Origin of the sequence: Actinomadura sp. NPDC000600 (genome assembly GCF_040492135.1) — a bacterium.
Lineage (GTDB): Bacteria > Actinomycetota > Actinomycetes > Streptosporangiales > Streptosporangiaceae > Spirillospora.
The window spans coordinates 77,143-97,476 of record NZ_JBEUPD010000033.1; the positions used below are offsets into that span (position 1 = coordinate 77,143).

Here is a 20,334-nt window from a genome sequence, read left to right on the forward strand (position 1 = left end):
CGCCTCCGGGGCCGCTACGGCCCTTCGACGACGAGCCGGCCGTCGCGGACGGCCACCGGCGTGTCGAAGGCGGCGCAGGCCGCGGTGAACCGGTCCGCGATCCAGGCGCGGTCGGCGCCGCCGGCCAGGCGGGTGCGGCAGAAGTCGAGCCGGATCGGCACCGCCTCGATCCGGGACGGCCCGGCGGCGTCCAGCGTGACCAGGAACAGCAGGCCGAGGTCGTTGCGCAGGAGGGGGTCCACCGCGTAGTCGTCGATGAAGTCGCCCATGTCGAACAGGACCGGCCGCACCACGGCGTGGAAGACGTGCGCGGAACTCCCGGCGACGAGCGTCGCGCCGGCGTCCACCAGGCTCTCCGCCGCACGCCGCACGTACGGCAGCGGCGCCGGGATCATGTTCGGGCCCCAGTGCGGCATGACCAGCACGGCGTCGTGCCCGTCGCGGAGCCGCCGGATCTGCTCCAGCAGGAAGGCTGGGACGCCGCTCTCCAGATCGGCGAGGGCGACGCCCGGGCGGTCGGCGGCCGCGGCGAAATCGGCCGGGTGGTCGGTGACGCCGAGGACCGCGACCCGCACTCCCCCGGCCTCCACGACGGCGGGCTCCCGCGCCCGCCCGAGGCTCTCGCCCGCGCCGACCGTCCGGATGCCCGCCCGCCGCAGGATGTCGAGCGTGTCCGCCAGCGCGTCGGGTCCGTAGTCCAGGGCATGGTTGTTCGCGAGCGTCACGCAGTCGACGCCGAGGTCGGCGAGGGCCTCGGCCGCCGCAGGCGGGGCGCGGAAGTGGAAGGGCTTGCCCGGCGCGTCCCATCGCCGCCCGCGGTCGGACACGCAGCATTCCAGGTTCACCAGGGCGAGGTCGGCCTCGCGGAAGACCTCGCGCACCCCCTCGGAGAACAGGCCGTGCGGACCGGACGCGGCGATCTCCTCCGCCACGCCGCGTCCCAGCATCGTGTCCCCGGCGAGCGCGATCGTGATGGGCATCGCAGAACCCCTTGAACAGTCGTGCCCTGCTCGGGGGCGGTCCTCACCCGGTGGGCGGATGAATATGGGCCCCCGGAACGCGCGGCGGCGGTCAGGAGAGCGGGCGCCCCGGGCCCTTCTTGATCTGGTCGACGAAGAGCCGGGCGAGCGCCTGCTGCCCGGCGACCGTCGGATGGTAGCTGCGCGGCTCCGCCTCCAGCGCCGCGAGGTTCAGCGTCAGGCCGTTCATGTAGGCGTCGCGGCTGCCGACCTCGTGGCCGGCGAACGCGCTGTAGGCGTCCACGAACTCGACGCTGCCGTGCCGGCGCCCGGCCGCCTTCCGCGCGTCGGCCTCCATCACCGACTGCCGGATCACCCCGCCCAGCTCGTAGGCCCGCGCGTTCAGCCAGCGCTGGTCGGGCACGGTGATGTTGTCCCCGTCCACGCCGCTGATCTCGGAGAACGCCTTCGGGTAGGACATCACGACCACCCGCGCGTACGGCGCCCGCGCGGTGATCTTGGTCAGCAGGGCGGGCAGGTCCTGCCGGAGCTCGGAGAGGCGGCGGGCGATCTCCTCGCCCTGCGAGGTGCAGCCCCTCCCCCACGGCAGCTTGACGACGCAGCCGGCGAGCACCCGGGAGAACCCGACGTCGTTGCCGCCGATGCTGAGGGTGACCAGGCTGGTGTCACGCCCGATGCGGTCGATCTGCGGGGGCTCGCCGCCTCGCCCGTCCAGGACGTCGTCGGTGGTGGCGCCGGAGCACGCCCAGAACGCGGTGCCCTTCGCGAAGCGGAACGCCCGCGAGACCTCGTGGTAGTAGGCCTTGGACGTCCGGTGGCACCGTTCGAGGGGGTTCTGGTCGGCCACGGTCGCCTCCGCCCCGACGCCCGCCGAGTACGAGTCCCCCAGCGCGACGTAGGCGCCCCGCGTGGCCACCTCGACCGGGGTGGGCGTCCGGGTGGCCGCGACCGGGTCCGCCCGCGTCTCAGGATCGGGCGTCCGGCACCCCTTGCCGAAGACCTCGCACCGGGCCGCCGGCAGCGCCACCAGCGGGACGACCCCCAGCGCCAGCAGCAGCACCAGGCAGGCGAGCGCCGTCCCCCGCTCGCCGAGACGGCCCCGCACCCACGCGACCGGGCTGATCATCATCCTCCTCCGTCGACGAACCCGGCGTCCATGGCGCGGGACGCCCATGGGCCAGACGTCTCCCGGCCGTCCCGGGTTCCCGCCTTTACATTGTAGATCTTTAAGTGGGCCGCCCCAGCGGCGCCCACATGACGAGCCGCGGCCCCAGCTCGTGCAGGCCCGCCTTGATCTCGGCGTCCCAGTAGGACCTGATCCCCGGGCCCCACCGCTCCTCCGGCAGCTCCGCGAACCCGTGCCGGGCGTACCAGGGGCCGTTCCACGGGACGTCCCGGAACGTCAGCAGGCTGACCCCGGGCGCCCCGGCCGCGGCGGCCCGCGCCTTGACCTCCTCCAGCAGCAGGACGCCGATCCCCCGCCCCGTCAGGTCGCCGCGCACCGAGATCTGCTCCAGGTGCGCGGCGCCGTCGACCTCCTCGACGGCCGCGAACCCGACCGGCGGGTCGCCGGCCACCACGATCTCGGCGCCCCTGCCGGCCACCTGCTCGATCACCGTCGGACCGGGCGGGAACACGATCCCGATCTCGCCGAACATCGCGTCGCCCGAGTCCTCGATCGCCGCCAGCCCCGGCAGGTCCTCGTCCCGCGCCGTCCGGACCTCATGCATCATGCCGCGATCGTAAGCGCTGCCCCCGCGCGCGTCCCTCGATTAATCGACGGCCCGGCTCAGGAGTAGAAGCGCATGTGCCAGTCCATCGGAGGCTCGCCGTAGGAGTCGGCGGGCGGACGCGCGCCGAACTCCACGGCGCTGCCCTCGGCGAGCGCGGTGATGGTCCCGGCGGCCTCGACGCCGGCGCGCCAGTGCTCGGGGACGGCTCGGGCCCCGTACCGGGCGCCGAGGAGGTTCCCGCAGATCGCGCCGGTGGAGTCGCTGTCGCCGGAGTGGTTGACGGCGAGCAGCAGCCCGCGCGGGACGATCTCCAGCGGGTACCCGCCCGCGGCCTCCGCGACCAGCGCGGCATGCACGGCGATGGCGAGGGCCTCCGGTCCGGTGAAGCCGCGCCCGAGGCTCTCCAGCCGCTCGGGCGCCTGGAACGCCGGGCCGCCGCGCGGCAGCTCCAGCGCCTTCTCCAGCGCGGCGGCCGTCTCCTCGTGCCCGGCGTGCTTGCGCAGTTCCGCCATGGCGCGCCCCAGGGCGTCGACGAGGGTGACGCCGTTGACGAGCGCCGACACCGCGACGGCGAGCGTGCCCGCGGGCAGGTGGCCGGACGGGTGGCCGTGGGTGAGGGCCGCGACGCCCTGCCCCCGGGTGAAGACGGCCCCGGGGTCGGGGTACCCGAAGCCGCAAGGCGCGGCGCGGACCGTGCCGGCGCAGCCCTTGGAGTCGTTGACGGGGTCGTCCACCCTGCCGAGCGGATGGCCCGGCTTGCCGCGCGCCGCCGCCATGCGCAGCGCGGCGAGCGTCGTGCGGCCCGCGCCGCGCGGTGCCGTCACCGCGGGGTCGCGCTGCGCCGGGCCGCCCGTGTTCAGGTGCTGCTCGGGCATCGGCTCGCCCTGGACGCGCAGCCACTCGATGTAGTTCGCCTGCACCAGCCCGAAGTACGCGCCGCCGATCCCCCGCGCCCGGGCCCGGATCGACGCCTGGACGCCCGCCTGCGCGGTGACCAGGCTCAGCTGCGTCGCCTCCCCGATCTCCGCGCGCCTCGGGAGCCCCGTGACGCCCGCGGGCCCGTACGCCGCGCGGATCTCGGCGAGCGACATCCCCTCGACGGGCCGTCCGAGGGCGTCGCCGACCGCCCCGCCGAACAGGCACCCCAGCATCCGATCGCCCGCCATGTCCGCCATGCCCGACACGCTATCGGCCCCTCCACCGGCGACATCCGGAATGCCCGCCCCGCGCCCCGGCCAAGGCGCCAACGGCACCCCTCCCCAGATCGCCGCCGCTGAGGAAGCGGTCCTCCGTGCCCGACCCTGGTGCGGCTCGGCGGAAAACGGGCTGCGTCCGGCGCGCGGGCGTGGGCATGCTGGGGCATGGCGTGGAATCTGACCGGTGATGTCCATGAGTTCCTCGCGCGTGCGGGAGGGTTCCTGCGCGCCGATCCCGTCGCCAACACGGTGCCGCTGAGCGTGGCCGAGGCCATCCGGCGGCAGGGGTCCGGCCTCTACCGGACGGCGCTGTTCGGCTGGTCGTCGGACGGCGGCGGCGTCGCGGGCACGTTCATGTGGACCGGGGCGTACCCGGTCCTGCTCAGCGCGATGCCGGAACCGGCCGTCCCGGAGCTGGCCGAAGCGCTGGCCGGACGGGACACGAGGCTCCAGGGCGTCAACGGGGCTCCGGACCTCGCCGAGGTGTTCGCGGAGGCGTGGACCCGCCGCACCGGGGCGCGGGCCCGGGTCGAGCTGCGGCAGCGGCTCCACCGGCTGGCGGGGCTCGACATGCCGGACCCGCCGCCGGAGGGGGCCGCGCGGGTCGCGGACGGCGGGGACCGGGGCCTCGTGCGCGACTGGTTCGCGGTGTTCCACCGGGACGCCGGCGGCCACGGGGACCCGAACCCGGCGGTGATCGAGGGTCGGCTCGCGGAGGGCGGCGTCACGCTGTGGGAGGCCGGCGGCCGCCCGGTGGCGATGGCGGGACGGACTCCGGCGGTCGCGGGGGCGGCGCGGGTGGCGCCCGTGTACACCCCCGCCGAGCACCGCCGCCGCGGCTACGGGGCCGCGGTGACCGCCGCGGTGACCCGGGCCGCCCAGGAGGCGGGCGCCGCCGAGGTCGTGCTGTTCACCGACCTCGCCAACCCGACCAGCAACGGCGTCTACCGGCGGCTCGGCTACCGCCCGGTCGAGGACCGGGTCGTGCTGGCCTTCGCGTGACGGCCCCGGGCGTCAGCTGACGCCGGCCTCCTTCATGTCGCGCAGCTCGCGCTTGAGCTCCTTGATCTCGTCGCGGAGCCGGGCGGCGAGCTCGAACTGCAGGTCGGTGGCGGCCTGGTGCATCTGCTCGGTCATCTGCTCGATGAGGCCCTCCAGCTCCTCGCGCGGGCGCTCGCCGACCAGGTCGGCGGCGTGCCGGCCGACCTCCCTGGTACGGGACGCGAGGCCCGGCACGGGCGCCTTGCCGCGGCTCTGCTGGCGCCCGGCGCCGCCGATGAGGGTCTCGGTGTCGGCGTCCTCGCGGACGAGGGAGTCGAGGATGTCGGCGATGCGCTTGCGCAGCGCCCGCGGCTCGATGCCGTGCTCCTCGTTGTAGGCCCGCTGCTTGGCGCGGCGCCGGTTCGTCTCGTCGATCGCCCGCTCCATGGACGGGGTGACGGTGTCGGCGTACATGTGGACCTGGCCCGACACGTTGCGGGCGGCGCGGCCGATCGTCTGGATGAGGGACGTCTCGGAGCGCAGGAAGCCCTCCTTGTCGGCGTCCAGGATCGCCACGAGGGAGACCTCGGGCAGGTCGAGGCCCTCGCGGAGGAGGTTGATGCCGACGAGGACGTCGAACTCGCCGGCGCGCAGCTCGCGCAGCAGCTCGATGCGGCGCAGCGTGTCGACCTCGCTGTGCAGGTAGCGGACCTGGATGCCGAGTTCGAGCAGGTAGTCGGTGAGGTCCTCGGCCATCTTCTTGGTGAGGGTGGTGACGAGGACGCGCTCGTCGCGCTCGGTGCGCTCGCGGATCTCGTGGATGAGGTCGTCGATCTGGCCCTTGGTCGGCTTGACGACGATCTCCGGGTCGATCAGGCCGGTGGGGCGGATGACCTGCTCGACGACGTCGCCCTTGACGCGGTTCATCTCGTAGGGCCCCGGCGTCGCGGACAGGTAGACGGTCTGGCCGATCCGGTCGAGGAACTCCTCCCACTTCAGCGGCCGGTTGTCCATGGCGGACGGGAGCCGGAACCCGTGCTCGACCAGCATCCGCTTGCGGGACGCGTCGCCCTCGTACATGGCGCCGATCTGCGGGACGGTCTGGTGGGACTCGTCGACGACGAGGAGGAAGTCCTCGGGGAAGTAGTCCAGGAGGGTGTTGGGGGCCGTGCCGGGGCCGCGGCCGTCGATGTGGCGGGAGTAGTTCTCGATGCCGGAGCAGGTGCCGACCTGCCGCATCATCTCGATGTCGTAGGTGGTGCGCATGCGCAGCCGCTGCGCCTCCAGCATCTTGCCCTGCCGCTCCATCACGGCGAGGGTCTCCTCCAGCTCGGCCTCGATGTCGCGGATGGCCCGCTCCATGCGCTCGGGGCCGGCGACGTAGTGGGAGGCGGGGAAGACGTACAGCTCGTCGTCCTCGGTGATCAGCTCGCCGGTGAGCGGGTGCAGGGTGGCGAGCTTCTCGATCTCGTCGCCGAACATCTCGATCCGGACGGCGAGCTCCTCGTACTGCGGGATGATCTCGACGGTGTCGCCGCGGACGCGGAACGTGCCGCGGGTGAAGGCGAGGTCGTTGCGGGTGTACTGCATGCCGACGAGCTGCCGGAGCAGGTCGTCGCGGTCGATCTCCTGGCCGACGCTGAGCCGGACCATCCGGTCGACGTACTCCTGCGGGGTGCCGAGGCCGTAGATGCAGGACACCGACGCGACGACGACGGTGTCGCGGCGGGTGAGCAGCGAGTTGGTCGCCGAGTGCCGCAGCCGGTCGACCTCGTCGTTGATCGAGGAGTCCTTCTCGATGTAGGTGTCGGTCTGCGGGATGTACGCCTCGGGCTGGTAGTAGTCGTAGTACGACACGAAGTACTCGACGGCGTTGTTCGGCAGCATCTCGCGCAGCTCGTTGGCGAACTGGGCGGCGAGGGTCTTGTTCGGCTGCATGACGAGGACGGGCCGCTGCAGCTTCTCCACCAGCCAGGCGATCGTGGCGGTCTTGCCGGTGCCGGTCGCGCCGAGCAGCACCGCGTCCTTCTCGCCGCGCTCGACGCGGGCGGCGAGGTCGGCGATCGCCGTCGGCTGGTCGCCCGACGGCGTCATCTCGGTGACGACCTCGAACGGCGCCACGCGGCGCCGCAGGTCCGTGACTGGGCGCATCGGCACTCCCCTGGATCCGGCGTACTCCCCTGCTCTCCCAACTGTATGCAGGGGCTCCGACATTCCGCGGCCGAGCGGGCGCGGCCCGGGGCTCAGGAGGCGGGCAGCGGGAGCCTGGCCCGGACGGCGTAGCCGCCGCCGCGGGGGCCGGCGTCGAAGCTGCCGCCGAGGGCGGTGACGCGCTCGCGCAGCCCGATCAGGCCGTTGCCCCCGGAGGGGAGCCGGTGCTCGGGCCCTGCGGTGGGCGGCTCGTTGGCGATCTCCACTTCGATCGCCTCCGGGAGGAGGCCGAGGTCCACGCGGGTGTCGGCGGCGCCGGCGTGCTTGTGGACGTTGGTGAGGGCCTCCTGCACCAGCCGGTAGACCGTCCGCCCGACGGCGGGCGGCATGGGGCGCTCCTCCCCGCGGACCTTCAGGTCCACGCGCAGGCCCGCGGCACCGGACTGGCCGACCAGCTCGCGGAGGTGGGCGAGCGTCACCACCTCCTGCGGGAGGGCCTTCTCCCCCTGCCTGAGCACGCCGACGACGTGGCGGAGCTCCTCCAGGGCCTGCCGCCCCATGTCTCCGATGACGGCGGCGGTCTCGGCGGCCCGTTCGGGATCGCGGACCGCGATCGCCTTAAGCGCGCCCGCGTGGACGACCATCACGCTGATGCGGTTGGCGACCACGTCGTGCATCTCCCGTGCGATGCGGGTGCGCTCCTCCCCCCGCGCGCGCTCCGCGAGCAGGTGCTGCTCGCGTTCGAGCCTCGCGGCGCGCTCCTGGAGGGAGGCGAGGAGTTGCTTGCGCGCGCCCATGTAGAGGCCGAGCAGGACGGGGACCCCGACGAACGCGATCCCGAAGATCGCCTGCGCGAGGAAGGACTCCGTCGCCGCCGTCGGGCCGGGCAGGACCAGGTTGGCGACGTATCCGGCGACCGCGATGACCACCACCGTGCGGCGGGAGGCGGTGTAGGCGGCGAGCGAGTACAGGATCACGAGGGTCCCGAACGCCCCCGCGCCGGTGACGGTGCCGAACACCACCGCGAACACGGCGAGCCCCACCGGATGGGAGCGCCGCACGATCAGGGCCAGCCCGAGCACGACGCTGCTGACGGACACGACGGGGGGCGGGAGCCAGAACTTCTGCTCCGCGAACCACAGGAAGAGGCCGTCGGCCACCGCCAGCGTCACGGCGAGCGCGATGTCGAAGGCACGGGAACGCCGGGTGGGCCAAGCCCCCGCCGCCCCCGTCCACCAGCCCCGCACGCGCATGGCGACGAGCCTATAGCGACCGGAAGGGCGCATCGTCGCACAGGTGAGCGAACCCCTTACCTGCGGGGCTTTTCCGGCGGACGGACGCTGTGGTTACGATGACCGCGCCGGCCGTGTCGTTCCAGGGGGACGCGACCCTCAGACGCCTCCCGAGCACCCCCGGCGCCGACTAGGACGGGGAAACCGCACAATGGCCCGATTCGCCAACTGGTTCGGGAAGAACGCCGACGCAGTGATCGCGCTGGTGCTCGCGATCGTCGTCGCGGTCCTCGGCCTCGGGGTGAACCTGCCGAACGAGACCGAGATCACCAACAGCGGGATCCTCGCGGTGATCGGCCTGCTGGCGACGTCGGTGCTGCGCGACCGCGGGCGGCGCCTCCCGGTCGAGGCGGAGGTGCGCGACACGCTGCGCGCCTCGTCGGCCACGCTCGGCGAGCTCGACGCCAAGCTGACCCATATCGAGGGGTTCGAGAGCGTCCTGTCCGACACCAAGCGCGCGCTGGACGAGACCACGGTCGTCCGGGTCATCAGCGGGGCGCAGGTGGCGCAGGTCCTCGCGGACGCCCGCCGCGACACCGACCGGTGGTTCTTCAAGGGCGGCACGGGCACCTACATCCGCGCGCGCACGCTGCCCGAGTGCGTGGCGGCCGCGCGCAGGGAGCGGCGGACGCTGCTGTTCCGCCTGGAGATCCTCGACCCCACGAACGTGGAGGTGTGCGAGGCGTACGCGCGCCACCGCCGCTCGGTGTCGGACGGCCCGGACGCCACGGGCGAGCCCTGGACGCTGGAGCGCACCCGCAAGGAGGCCTACGCCACCATCCTGGCGGCGTGCTGGCACAAGCAGCGGTTCGCGATGCTCGACATCGACATCGGCCTCGCGCAGACGATGACGACGCTGCGGTACGACCTCGCCTCGTCCCGCGTCGTGGTCACCCGCGACGACCCGCGCGGCGAGGCCCTGGTGATCGACAACGCGAAGTTCTACTACAGCTGGGTGAGCGCGGAACTGCAGACCAGCCTCGACCAGGCGCGCCGCGTCCCGGTCGAGCAGGCCAGGCTCGCGCCCCTGGACGACGAGCCGACCGTGGAGGAAGTGCGCAAGCTCTTCGAGGTCATCGGAATCGACCTCGCGCAGGGCTATGCCGACCGCGATGTCATAGAGATCATACGTAAGGCCCTGCGGGCCAAGGACCCGTACGAGTGACCGGGCCTGGAGAGGCCGGGCAGGGCGCGGGCGACGGTCCGCAAGGCGCCCGGGAAGGCGTCTCGGCGAAGGGTGAGGCCGCCGGAGTGAGGTACGAGGAGATCCGCGAGGAGATCCACGCCGGTACCGCGGCGCGGACGCTTCCGGCATGGGCGGGGCGCGTCCTCGACGGCGTCCTGGAGGATGTCGCGGCGGGCCGCTCGACCCTCCCGGCCGTGCGGCACCCCCTGGGCTTCCTGTGCCTCCCCCTGGAGCGCAGCGGCGACCTCGGGGTGTGCCTCCACATCTGGACGCCGGAGGTGCTTCCGGCGCCGTCCACCACGTCGCCGGTGCACTGCCACAGCTGGGACCTGCTCAGCTTCGTCCTGTACGGGACGGTCCGGAACGTGCGGATGGAGGTCACTGAGGCCTCCGCCACCGGGACGCAGCAGGTCTTCGAGGTGTTGAGCCAGGGCGACCTGGACGAGCTGAAGGCGACCGGGCGCGCCGTCAACTGCGTCCCCGCCAAGTCCACCACGCACCGGACAGGCGAGTCCTACACTCTGCCCGCGGGCGTCTTCCACAGCACGCTGATAGAGGACGGGCGGGACGCCGCCACGGTGGCCCTGGGCCGCCAGACGCCGGGCGGGGGCGACCTGTCGCTCGGTCCCCTGGACGTCTCCAGCCACAAGGTTCGCCGCTCGCGTTCCGACCAAGCCGACACTGTGCGGGCCCTGCGGCGCTCGGCCCGCAGGATCGCCGCCGCCCACTGCTCGCCGCGCCGGTAGCCGGCCGCCGGATCCGACTGGAGAGGCCCGATGAGACCCACGACCCCGTCAGCGGCCCTTCCGGTCGACCTCTCCGAGGCGCGCCGCGTGGCCGTGGAGGCCGCGGAGGCGGCGGGCGCGCTGCTCAGCGCCCGTGTGGACGGCCCCCTGGGGGTGCGGCCGAAGGGCGACGGCGGGGACGTGGTGACGGAGCTGGACACCGCCGCCGAGGACCTGATCGTCGGGCGGCTCCGGGCCGCGTACCCGGGGCACCGGATCATCGCCGAGGAGTCCGGGATCCTCGACGGCGCGCCCGGCGAGGACATGGTGTGGCTCGTCGATCCGCTGGACGGCACCAACAACGTGGCGATCGGCATGCCGGTGTACGCCGTCGGGTTGGCGCTGTGCGCGCGCGCCGAGCCGGTCTTGGGCGTCGTCCACGACCCGGTAAGCGGCCGGACGTGGTCGGCGGTGCGCGGCAGGGGCACGCTGGGTCCGGACGGGAAGCCCCTGGCACTGGCCGACCGGCCTCGGCCGGGGCGGGAGAAGAACCCGCTGCTGGCCTGGACGCAGGGCCACAAGGTCGGTGCGGGCGATCCGGTGGCGTTCGCCATGCGCTCGGCCCTGGAGCTGCGCTGCGCGCGCATGCTGCAGCTGTGGGCGCCGCTGGTGGCGTGGACGATGCTGGCGCGCGGCGACATCGACGGCATCGTCGGCTACCTGCCCGAGATCGTGGACCTGCCCGCCGGGGCGCTGGTGGCCGCCGAGGCGGGCGCGGAGCTGCGCCGCCTGGACGGCGCGCCCTACGAGCTGGGCATCGACCGCCCGGCGTCCGAACTGGGGTTCGTCGCGGCGCGTCCGGAACTGCTCGACCGCCTCCTGGAGACCACGGCGAAGATCGACCCGTAGCACGGGCCCCGCTTTCGCCTGCCGGGCGACCGGGTCAGCGGGTCAGCGGGTCAGCAGGAGGACGCCCACGGCGGCGGCGGAGCCCGCCACGGCCAGGACCGTCCCCGCCAGCACGAACGTGCGCATCGGCACGCGGACGTCCCAGCGCCGGCACCACTCGAACCACAGCAGCGTGGCCAGCGACCCCCAGGGCGTGATGACGGGCCCCACGTTCGTCCCGATGAGCAGGGAGAGCAGCTGGTCCCTGTTGGAGGCGGGCACGGCCGACTCCCCCGCGACGTAGGCGGGCAGGTTGTTGAGGACGTTCGACAGGCCCGCCCCCGAGAACGCCGCCCGGAAGGCGCCGGCCGTGCCGCCGTCGCCGCCGATCAGGCCGCGCATGGCGTCGTCCAGCCCGAACCGCTCCAGGGTGGGGACGACGAGGAACAGCCCGGTGACGAACACCATGAGCTGCCAGGGGATGAGGACGGGGCGCAGCACCGACCGGTCGCGCACGGCGAAGGCGGCCACGGCCACGGCGGCGGCGACGGTGGCGGCGACGCCCAGCTGGATCCCGGTGTGCACGCCCGCGAGGATCGCCCCGATGAACAGCAGGCACGCCGCGCCGGTGGCGGAGAACAGCACCGGGTCGCGGACCGGCACCGGCTCGGGCGGGTCGTAGGTCTCCTCGCCGCGCATCCGCCGCCGCCAGTAGAACGCCCACAGCAGCGCCATCGTCACGGCCAGGACCGCCAGTTGCGGCGCCCACATGCGCGCCGCGAACGCGCGCGTCTCAAGCGCCACGCGGTCGGCGGCGAGCAGGTTGGTGAGGTTGGACACCGGGAGCAGCAGGCTCGCGGTGTTGGCCAGCCACACCGTCGTCATCGCGAGCGGGAGGGTCGCGATCCGCGCGCGCGCCGCCAGCGCCAGCATGACCGGGGTCAGCAGCACTGCGGTGGTGTCCAGGTTGAGGAACACGGTGGTGAGCGACGCGAACGCCACGCACAGCAGGAACAGCGCGAGATAGTTGCCGCGTCCGGCTTGGGCCATCCGCTGCGCGATAGCGTCGAAGACCCCCGCCTCCTTGGTCAGCTCCGCCAGGATGATGACGCTGAACAGGAAGAGCAGCAGAGGCGCGATCCGTCCGACGCTGGAGCGGGCCGTGTCGGCGGGCAGCAGGCCGGTCGCGACGAACACCAGGCCGAGCACCAGCACGGCGATGCGGATCCAGTCGAGGACGCCCAGGGAGCCGAGGGCGCGGCGCAGGGCCTCGATCGGGGCGGACGGCACGCGCGTCATGATTCCACAGGCGATACTGGCGCCATGACGACCCCCGGCCACCCCCAGGAGCGCCCGACCGACTTCTTCATCAGCTACTCCCCGGCCGACGAACGGTGGGCGTCCTGGATCGCCTGGCAACTGGAGGCCGCGGGGCACCGCACGATGATGCAGGCGTGGGACTTCGTCCCCGGGACCAACTTCATCGACTACATGGACCGGGGCCTGTCGGAGGCGAAGGTCGTGGTGGCGGTGCTGTCGCGCAACTACCTGCGCTCCCGGTACGGGCGGCTGGAGTGGATGGCGGCGCTGCGGGCCGACCCTGACGACCCGGCGCGCAAGCTGGTCACGGTCCGCATCGAGGACTGCCCGATCGACGGGCTCCTCTCCACGATCACCTACGTGGACCTGGTGGGGGTCGACGACCCGGACGAGGCGCGGCGGCTGCTGATGCGGCGCATCCAGGAGGCCCTCGCCGGCCACGCGCGCCCCTTGAACGGCCCTGGATTCCCCGGAGGGGCCCCGAACCGCCCCGGGCCGCTTCCCGGTGGCCGGGAGCCCCTTGTGGGCCGTCTGGAGGAGGCTGACGGGCCTGCGGGCGGGGATCGGCGGCCCGAGCCCGCCGGGGAGCGGCCCGCCCGGCGGGCGCCCGTCGCCGCGCCGGCGTTCCCGGCCGCCGACACCGCGCAGGAGCCGCGCGAGCGGCTGACCGTCCTGCACGTCTCCGGCCCCCGGTTCGGCCGGACGCTCGCCGAGCCCGGCGAGCCGACGACCGCCACCGAGCTGCAGGACCGGATCTGGAGCGACGTCACCCGGCTCGCCGACTCCGGCTTGCCGCGGCCCGACCTGCTCGTGGTCACCGGCAACATCACCCACTCCGGCAGCCGCAAGGAGTTCGCCGAGGCGCTGTCGTTCCTCACGAGCCTGCGCGCGCTGCTGGGCCTGGAGGCGCAGCGCGTCGTGGTGGTGCCGGGCACGCACGACGTCACCCGGGCGGCGTGCCAGGCGTACTTCTCCAGCTGCGAGGCCGACGACATCGAGCCCCAGCCGCCGTACTGGCCGAAGTGGCGGCACTACGCGGGCCTGTTCAAGGAGTTCTACCAGGGCATCGACGCGCTCATCTTCGACAGCGCCCAGCCGTGGACGCTGTTCCCCGTCCCCGATCTGAAGGTCGTGGTGGCCGGGCTCAACTCGACCCTGCCGCAGACGCACCGCGAGGAGGACCGGTACGGGCGCGTCGGGCAGGCGCAGGCCGCCTGGTTCAACGAGCGGCTGCGGCACTTCGAGGGCGAGGGCTGGCTGCGCCTCGGCGCGATCGAGCACACGCCCGTCGCCGGGGAGCCGGGCGTGCTCCGAGACCCCGAGACGGTGGAGACGCTCCTCGCCTCACACGTCAACCTGTTCTTCCAGGGGACGGAGTCGGAGTACGGCACCGTCCCCCTGCTGGCGGGCGGCGGCGTCCCGTCCGTCCCGACGCTGGGCCCGGGCCGGCACCAGCTCGTCGTCGTGCACCCGGAAGGGCTGGAGCGCTGGATCCCCGAGGAGGCCGGGAGGCGCGGCCCGGAACGCCTCGAACGGTCCTGGACGGCCGTGAGCGGAACGTTCCCGCCGCCGCGCGCGCAGACGCCTCCCGCCCCTCCCTCCCCGGAACTCGGCCCCGGGGCCGACGGCAGCGCCGACCCCGTCCCCGACCCCACGGCGCGCCTGCTCGACCGGCTGACGGAGGCGTGCGAGACGCGGTTCGAGCGCGCCACCATCCGGCGCGTCGTCCCGCCCGCGCGCGAGGACGGCCGGTCCGACCCGCCGCACCTGCTGCTCACCCACCTGGAGGACGGCTTCGTCCGCCAGTACCGGATCGGCGCCCACGTGGGGCAGGTGACCGAGGCGGACGTGGACGCGTTCGTCCGGCACGTGCACGCCGACGGGACCGACCACGGGTCCGAGCTGGTGTACCTGGGGCCGGCCCCGGCGCGGTCCGTGCGCGACGACGCGCTGCGCCGCGGCATCCGTGTGCGCAGCCTCACCGAGTTCCAGGGGCTGGTCGACCTGTCGGAGTACGTCGCGGCCCAGACGCGGCGGCTGTCCGCGGGCGGCCTCTACCCGCCGTCCCTGTACGTCCCGCAGCGCTACCGGGAGCTCGACCGGTTCCTTCCGGAGGGCGGCCCCGGCGGCGAGAGCCGCTCGGGCACGGACGTCCACGACGACGTCGTCGGCGAGATGCTGCGGCTCCTGGCCGCCGACCACGGGCGGTTCCTGCTGCTCCTCGGCGACTTCGGCCGCGGCAAGACCTTCGCCCTGCGGGAGCTGGCCCGCCGCGTCCCGCAGGAGCTCCCGCACGTCATCCCGATCCTCATCGAGCTGCGGGCGCTCGACAAGGCGCACTCGGTGGACGGCCTGGTCGCCGCGCACCTGGCCAACCACGGCGAGGAGCTGATCGACCTCAAGGCGTTCCACTACATGCTCCGCCAGGGCCGCATCGTCCTGCTCTTCGACGGGTTCGACGAGCTGGTGACGCGGATGACCTACGACCGGGCCGCCGACCACCTCGACACGCTGCTGCAGGCCGCCCAGGACAAGGCGAAGATCGTGGTGGCGAGCCGGACGCAGCACTTCAAGTCCCAGGCCCAGGTGCTGACCGCCCTCGGCGAGAAGGTCGGCGTGCTGCCGCACCGGCGCGTCCTCTCCCTGGAGGAGTTCGCGCCCACGCAGGTCCGCTCGTACCTGGTGAACCGGTACGGCGACGAGGACGCCGCCGAGGAGCGGCTGAGCCTGCTGGCGGGGATCGAGGAGCTGCTGGCGCTGACGTCCAACCCGCGGATGCTGTCGTTCATCGCCGACCTCCCCGAGGAGCGGCTGCGCGCGGTCGCGCAGGCCCGCCGCGCCGTCAGCCCCGCCGACCTCTACCAGGAGATCCTGTCGTCCTGGCTGGCGTACGAGGCGGAGCGGGTCGGCGGCGCGGGCGGCCCGTCCGGGATGAAGGCCGAGGACATGTGGCAGGCCGTGGGCACGCTCGCGCTGCGGCTGTGGGAGGGCAACGAGCAGTTCCTGCGCCTCGCCGAGCTGGCCGACGTCGCCGACGCCCTCACCGGCCTCACCGCGGGGCGGATGTCGCCGCACCAGGTGACCCACGCCGTCGGCGCCGGAAGCCTGCTCGTGCGCACGCCCGAAGGGCTGTTCGGGTTCATCCACCAGTCCGTCATGGAGTGGCTCGTCGCCCGGCACATCGCCGACGAGTTCGCCAAGGGCGAGGCCCCGGCCGCCCTGAGCCGCCGCGCCCTGACCCAGCTCACGGTCGACTTCCTGTGCGACCTCGCCGACACCCGCGCCTGCCAGGAGTGGACGGCGGGCGTCCTCGCCGACCCCGAGGGCGACGACATCGCCCGCGCCAACGCGATCCGCATCACGACACGGCTGCGCACCCCCGCGCACACCGACCTGCGCGGCGCCCGCCTGCAGGGCGAGGACCTGTCCTACCGCGACCTCCAGGAAGTCGACCTCACCGGCGCCGACCTCACCGACGCCCAGTTGGTGGGCGCGAACCTCTCGCGCGCCGTCCTGCGGGACGCCTCCCTCGCCGGGGCGCGGCTGGACGAGGCCATGCTGACCGGCGCCGACCTGCGCGGCGCCGACCTGTCCCGGGCCCGCCTCGCCCGCGCCGACCTGCGGGACGTCGCCGTGGACGGCAGCCGCTGGACCCGCGCCGCCCTCGTGGACGCCGTGCTCCCCGACCGCGTCGCGACCGCCCCCGAACTGCGCGAGGCCGCCATCGCGCCCGGCCGCCCGATCGACATCCAGGTCGCCCCGGCCGCGGTGGGCGTCCCCTACGGCTTCCACTTCCAGACGAGCCGCCTCCCGCAGCCGCTCGCCTACAGCCCCGGAGGCTCCGTCCTGGCCGTCGGCAGCGAGGACGGCGGCGTCCTCGTCTGCGACGCCGTCACGGGCACGCCCCTGCGCAACCTCCAGGGCCACACCGACCGCGCCTACGCGGTCGCGTTCGACTCCGAGGGCCGCCTCCTGGCGAGCGGGTCCGCCGACGGATCCGTCCGGCTGTGGGACCTCGCCACCGGGCACACCGCGCACACCTTCGCCGTCCACCCCGAGGGCGTGTGGCCCGTGGTCGTCGGTGGACGCTCCCCGGCGGGCGGCGACCTCCTCGCCGCCGGCGCCGCCGACGGGACGATCCGCGTGTGGGACACCGTGTCCGGCGTGCTCCTGCACGAGCTCGCCGGGCACACCGCCCCCGTCTACACCGCCGTGTTCGACCCCGCCGGCTCGCTCATGGTCACCGGCGACGCGGGCGGCACGCTGCGCGTCTGGGACCTCGCCACCGGCGCGCTCCGCCGCGAGCTGGCCGGGCACCACGGCGCGGTGTTCCGCGCCGTCTTCCACCCGGACGGCTCCCTGCTCGCCGCCGGGGACGAGGCGGGCGTCGTCCGGCTCTGGGACATCCGCACCGGCGAGATCCGCCAGGAGCTCCTCGGCCACACCGGCCGCGTCTACGCCATCGCGTTCCACCCCGAAGGGGACCTCCTCGTCACCGGCGACACCGACGGGTCCGTCCGGATCTGGGAGGACGGCCGGCAGCGCAGCGTCCTCACCGGCCACGGCGGCGGCATCTACCAGGCCACGTTCAGCCCGGACGGCGGCCGGCTCGCCACCGCCGACAGCGCCGGGTCCGTCCGCCTGTGGGACCCGCGCACCGGCCGGCAGCGCCTCGAACTGGCCGGGCACCGCGGCGCCGTGTGGCCGTTCGCGTTCCGCCCGGACGGCTCGCAGCTCGCCACCAGCAGCAACGACGGCACGGCCCGGCTGTGGGACGCCGAGACCGGCCAGTGCCGGGTGGTGCTGCGCGGCCACGGCCGCCGCGTCACCCGCGTCGCGTTCAGCCCGGACGGCGGGATGCTCGCCAGCAGCGGCAACGACGGCCTCGTCCGGCTGTGGGACCCGCGCTCGGGCCGCATGATCCGCGAACTGCGCGGCGTCGCCGACAACCTCACCTCCGCCGCGTTCAACACCCGCGACTCCCAGCTCGCCACCGCCACCAACGACGGCGGCGTCCACCTGTGGCAGGCCGGGACGGGCACGTTCGAACGCGAGCTGAACGTCGAGACCGACCACGTCTGGGCGCAGGCGTTCGCCCCGTCCGGGGACGTCCTCGCCACCGCCAACGACGACGACTCCGTCCGGCTCTGGTACTGGACGACCGGCCGCGAGATCGTCAACCTGGCCGACCACCGGGGCCGCGTCCGCTCCATCGACTTCCAGCCCGGCGGCGCGCTGGTCGCGACGGGCTGCGACGACGGCCTCGTCCGCCTCTGGAGCCCCCGCACGGGCGAACTCGCCTCCGCGCTGCGCGGCCACACCGACCGGGTGTACCAGGTGTCGTTCTCGCCGTCCGGCGAGACCCTCGCCAGCGCCGGCAACGACGGGACCGTCCGCCTCTGGGACCCGTCCGCGGGCGAACTCCTGCACACCCTGACCGGGCACACCGGACGCCTGTGGACGGCCGCGTTCCACCCGTCCGGGGCCATGCTCGCCAGCGCGGGCGACGACATGGTGGTGCGCCTGTGGAACCCGTCCAACGGTCGGCTTCTGCACACCCTCACCGGCCACACCCGCCGCGTCTGGTCCGCGGCGTTCAGCCCGGACGGCTCCCTCCTCGCCACCGCGGGCGACGACGGCGCCATCATCCTGTGGGACGTCGCCGACCGCGACGCCCCCGCGCGCCGCGCCACCCTCCTCGGCCTGGCCGAGGGCTGGGCGGCCCTGGCGCCGGACGGCCGCTACAAGTGGGAGGGCAACGCCACCGCCGAGTTCTGGTACGCCGTGGGCATGTGCCGCTTCGAGCCGGGCGAACTCGACGCCTACCTCGCCGAGGTCCACCGCCTCCCCCTCGACGCCCCGTTCTAGGGGGGCGGTTCTAGGAGGCGCTGCGGGTGAGGGCCTCCCAGAGGGCGTCGACCTGGGTCTTCAGGTCGGCGAGGGAGCCGGAGTTGTCGATGACGCGGGTGGCGACGGCGCGGCGCTCCTCGCGGGACGCCTGGTTGGCCATGCGGGCGCGGGCGTCCTCCTCGGTCATGCCGCGGCGGGCGACGAGGCGGTCCAACTGGACCTCCTCGGGCGCGTCCACGACGACGACCTCGTCGTACATGCCGGCGAGACCGTTCTCCGCCAGGAGCGGGACGTCGTAGACGACGACCGCGTCCGCGGGGGCGGCGTCCATCAGCTCCTGCATCCGCTCCCCCACCAGCGGGTGGACGATCGCGTTGAGGGCGGCGAGCCGGTCGGGGTCGGCGAACACGACGCGGCCGACCTTCTCCCGGTCGAGGGCGCCGGACGGCAGCAGGACGTCCTCGCCGAACTCCGCCACGACGGCGGCGAGGCCCGGGGTGCCCGGCTCGACCACCTCGCGGGCGATCATGTCGGCGTCGATGACGACCGCGCCGTGCTCGCGCAGCCGCTTCGACACCTCGCTCTTGCCGGATCCGATACCGCCGGTGAGTCCCACTTTCAGCACGGGACTCACCCTAGCGGCGCGGCCGCTAGCCGGTTCCGGCGGGGACGAGGGGTTTGCGCATGTGCACGTGCGTGAGGTGGGCGGCGACGCGCTCCCGGCGCACCTCCGCGTAGCCGAGGCTCCGGTACAGGCGCAGGTTCGACTCGCTCAGGTGGCCGGTGAACAGCACGCACGCATCGGCGCGCCCGGCCACCTCGCCCTCCAGCGCCGTCAGCAGGCGCCGCCCGATGCCGCGCCCCTGGAGGTCGGGGACGACGACGAGCCGCCCCACCAGGCACGTACGGTCGTTGAACTGGGCGCGCACGGCGCCGACGAGCCGGCCGCCCAGCACCGCCTTCAGCACCACCGCGTCACCGGCGAGCACCTTGCGCAGCTGCTCGGCCGACTCCACCAGCGGCGGGATGAACGGATCGCCGTACAGCTGCGCCTCGGTGACGTAGGCGGCCCGCTGCACGGTCATCACCTCACCCGCGTCCTCCGGGCCCGCCCGCTCGATCACGACCGTCTCGACGCTCACAGGCAGTCTCCCTGCGGGGGGACGACCCCCCGCACCCCCCGGTTCGCTTCGCTCATGTCAGGAACCTAGCCGCGAGCGGCGCCGGCGTCCGGTCACCGCCCGATCCGGACGGTGACCGCGACGGGGTAGTGGTCGGAGGCCTCGGACTCGGGCACGGAGTAGTCGGTGACGAGCACCCCGTCGGACCCGAAGACCCAGTCGGTGCTCGTGCCGTCCGGCCGCGTCGGGTACTGCTCGCCGCCGATCGCGGTGTTGCGCAGGTCGGTGCCGTCGGTCATCGCGGTCAGCTCCGCGCTGCCCGCCCCGGCGTTGAAGTCGCCGCCGATCAGCGTGCGGGGCGCGCCGCCCCAGGCCCGCAGCAGCGCCGCGATCTCCCGGGACCGCTCGCCGCGCTGGTCGTCGCCGCCCTCCAGGTGCGTCGACCACACGTCCATCGTGGTGCCGCCGACGGCGAGCCGCGCCCACACGTAGCCGCGGATCTGCGACCAGTCGCCCCTCGGCATCCGGCCCGTCCCGGAACTGCGCACCGGCAGCGAGGTCAGGATCGCGTTGCCGAACTGGCCGTCGGCGGCGGGCCCCCAGACCAGCTTCATGCCGAGGCGCCGCGACAGCCACACGGCGACGTCGGTGGTGCCCGACAGCAGCGACCCGCGTCCGGCCTCCTGGAGCAGGACGACCTGGGCGTGCTGGCCCTCGATGACGCGTGCGACGCCCTCGGGGTCGAGGCGCCCGTCCTGGTTGACGGCGTCGTGGATGTTGTAGCTGAGCACCCGCACCTGGCCGCCGGCGGGCGCCGCCGGGGCCTCGCCGTCCGGCGCGGCGACGGTGAACACGAGGGTGCCGGCCAGCAGCACCAGCGCGGCGCCGCCGGCGGTGAGGGCGCGCAGCGG

Annotated in this window: 15 protein-coding genes; 5 read left to right on the forward strand and 10 right to left on the reverse strand. The window is 74.1% G+C overall.

All coding sequences use genetic code 11. The features are described from left to right. Positions 1-14: 14 nt before the first annotated feature. From ABWI07_RS34555 to ABWI07_RS34570, 4 genes are all read right to left on the reverse strand, one after another. Positions 15-980, reverse strand: coding sequence for a CapA family protein (locus ABWI07_RS34555; RefSeq protein WP_353821142.1), 966 nt, complete (start codon positions 978-980; stop codon positions 15-17). A gap of 91 nt (positions 981-1,071) precedes the next feature. Continuing rightward, positions 1,072-2,109, reverse strand: coding sequence for an SGNH/GDSL hydrolase family protein (locus ABWI07_RS34560; protein ID WP_235036525.1), 1,038 nt, complete (start codon positions 2,107-2,109; stop codon positions 1,072-1,074). Positions 2,110-2,206: 97 nt separating this feature from the next. Beyond that, entirely contained in the window at positions 2,207-2,713 is a 507-nt protein-coding gene (locus tag ABWI07_RS34565) for a GNAT family N-acetyltransferase (protein WP_149257216.1), read from the reverse strand. A gap of 56 nt (positions 2,714-2,769) precedes the next feature. Next, positions 2,770-3,888, reverse strand: coding sequence for an ADP-ribosylglycohydrolase family protein (locus ABWI07_RS34570; RefSeq protein WP_353821143.1), 1,119 nt, complete (start codon positions 3,886-3,888; stop codon positions 2,770-2,772). A 186-nt stretch (positions 3,889-4,074) separates the two neighbouring features. On the opposite strand from ABWI07_RS34570, the gene ABWI07_RS34575 reads away from it, so the two are divergent. Beyond that, positions 4,075-4,911, forward strand: coding sequence for a GNAT family N-acetyltransferase (locus tag ABWI07_RS34575; protein ID WP_353821144.1), 837 nt, complete (start codon positions 4,075-4,077; stop codon positions 4,909-4,911). Positions 4,912-4,923: 12 nt separating this feature from the next. Here the strand turns inward: ABWI07_RS34575 and uvrB are convergent, their stop codons facing one another. After that, on the reverse strand, positions 4,924-7,041 hold the full coding sequence (gene uvrB, locus ABWI07_RS34580) for an excinuclease ABC subunit UvrB (RefSeq protein WP_149257218.1): 2,118 nt from the start codon (positions 7,039-7,041) through the stop codon (positions 4,924-4,926). Between the two features lie 92 nt (positions 7,042-7,133). Further along, positions 7,134-8,294 (reverse strand): sensor histidine kinase, encoded by a 1,161-nt coding sequence (locus tag ABWI07_RS34585; protein WP_149257219.1) that lies wholly within the window; start codon positions 8,292-8,294, stop codon positions 7,134-7,136. 190 nt (positions 8,295-8,484) lie between these two features. Between ABWI07_RS34585 and ABWI07_RS34590 the strand changes: the two genes are divergently transcribed. Genes ABWI07_RS34590 through ABWI07_RS34600 form a run of 3 tightly spaced genes read left to right on the forward strand, consistent with a single transcriptional unit; the run spans position 8,485 to position 11,153 of the window. Further along, positions 8,485-9,498: a hypothetical protein gene (locus ABWI07_RS34590; RefSeq protein ID WP_149257220.1), complete on the forward strand. Its 1,014-nt coding sequence runs from the start codon at positions 8,485-8,487 to the stop codon at positions 9,496-9,498. Further along, on the forward strand, positions 9,495-10,265 hold the full coding sequence (locus ABWI07_RS34595) for a hypothetical protein (protein ID WP_235036526.1): 771 nt from the start codon (positions 9,495-9,497) through the stop codon (positions 10,263-10,265). The genes ABWI07_RS34590 and ABWI07_RS34595 overlap by 4 nt, the downstream gene beginning before the upstream one ends. 30 nt (positions 10,266-10,295) lie before the next feature. Beyond that, positions 10,296-11,153 (forward strand): inositol monophosphatase family protein, encoded by an 858-nt coding sequence (locus tag ABWI07_RS34600; RefSeq protein WP_149257221.1) that lies wholly within the window; start codon positions 10,296-10,298, stop codon positions 11,151-11,153. A 42-nt stretch (positions 11,154-11,195) separates the two neighbouring features. On the opposite strand, the gene ABWI07_RS34605 is transcribed toward ABWI07_RS34600, so the two are convergent. After that, on the reverse strand, positions 11,196-12,422 hold the full coding sequence (locus ABWI07_RS34605; protein WP_502912882.1) for an ArsB/NhaD family transporter: 1,227 nt from the start codon (positions 12,420-12,422) through the stop codon (positions 11,196-11,198). Between the two features lie 33 nt (positions 12,423-12,455). Here ABWI07_RS34605 and ABWI07_RS34610 point away from each other — a divergent pair, with 33 nt between their 5' ends. Next, complete coding sequence (locus ABWI07_RS34610) at positions 12,456-18,320, forward strand: WD40 domain-containing protein (protein WP_353821146.1); 5,865 nt, start codon at positions 12,456-12,458, stop codon at positions 18,318-18,320. A gap of 10 nt (positions 18,321-18,330) precedes the next feature. Here ABWI07_RS34610 and coaE read toward each other — a convergent pair whose 3' ends face one another. The 3 genes from coaE to ABWI07_RS34625 all read right to left on the reverse strand — a co-directional run. Beyond that, positions 18,331-18,927 (reverse strand): dephospho-CoA kinase, encoded by a 597-nt coding sequence (coaE, locus tag ABWI07_RS34615; RefSeq protein ID WP_353821147.1) that lies wholly within the window; start codon positions 18,925-18,927, stop codon positions 18,331-18,333. Positions 18,928-18,952: 25 nt separating this feature from the next. After that, complete coding sequence (locus ABWI07_RS34620; RefSeq protein ID WP_149257981.1) at positions 18,953-19,387, reverse strand: GNAT family N-acetyltransferase; 435 nt, start codon at positions 19,385-19,387, stop codon at positions 18,953-18,955. 149 nt (positions 19,388-19,536) lie between these two features. Next, the coding region (locus tag ABWI07_RS34625) for an endonuclease/exonuclease/phosphatase family protein (RefSeq protein ID WP_353821148.1) at positions 19,537-20,334 on the reverse strand (798 nt) is incomplete at its 5' end.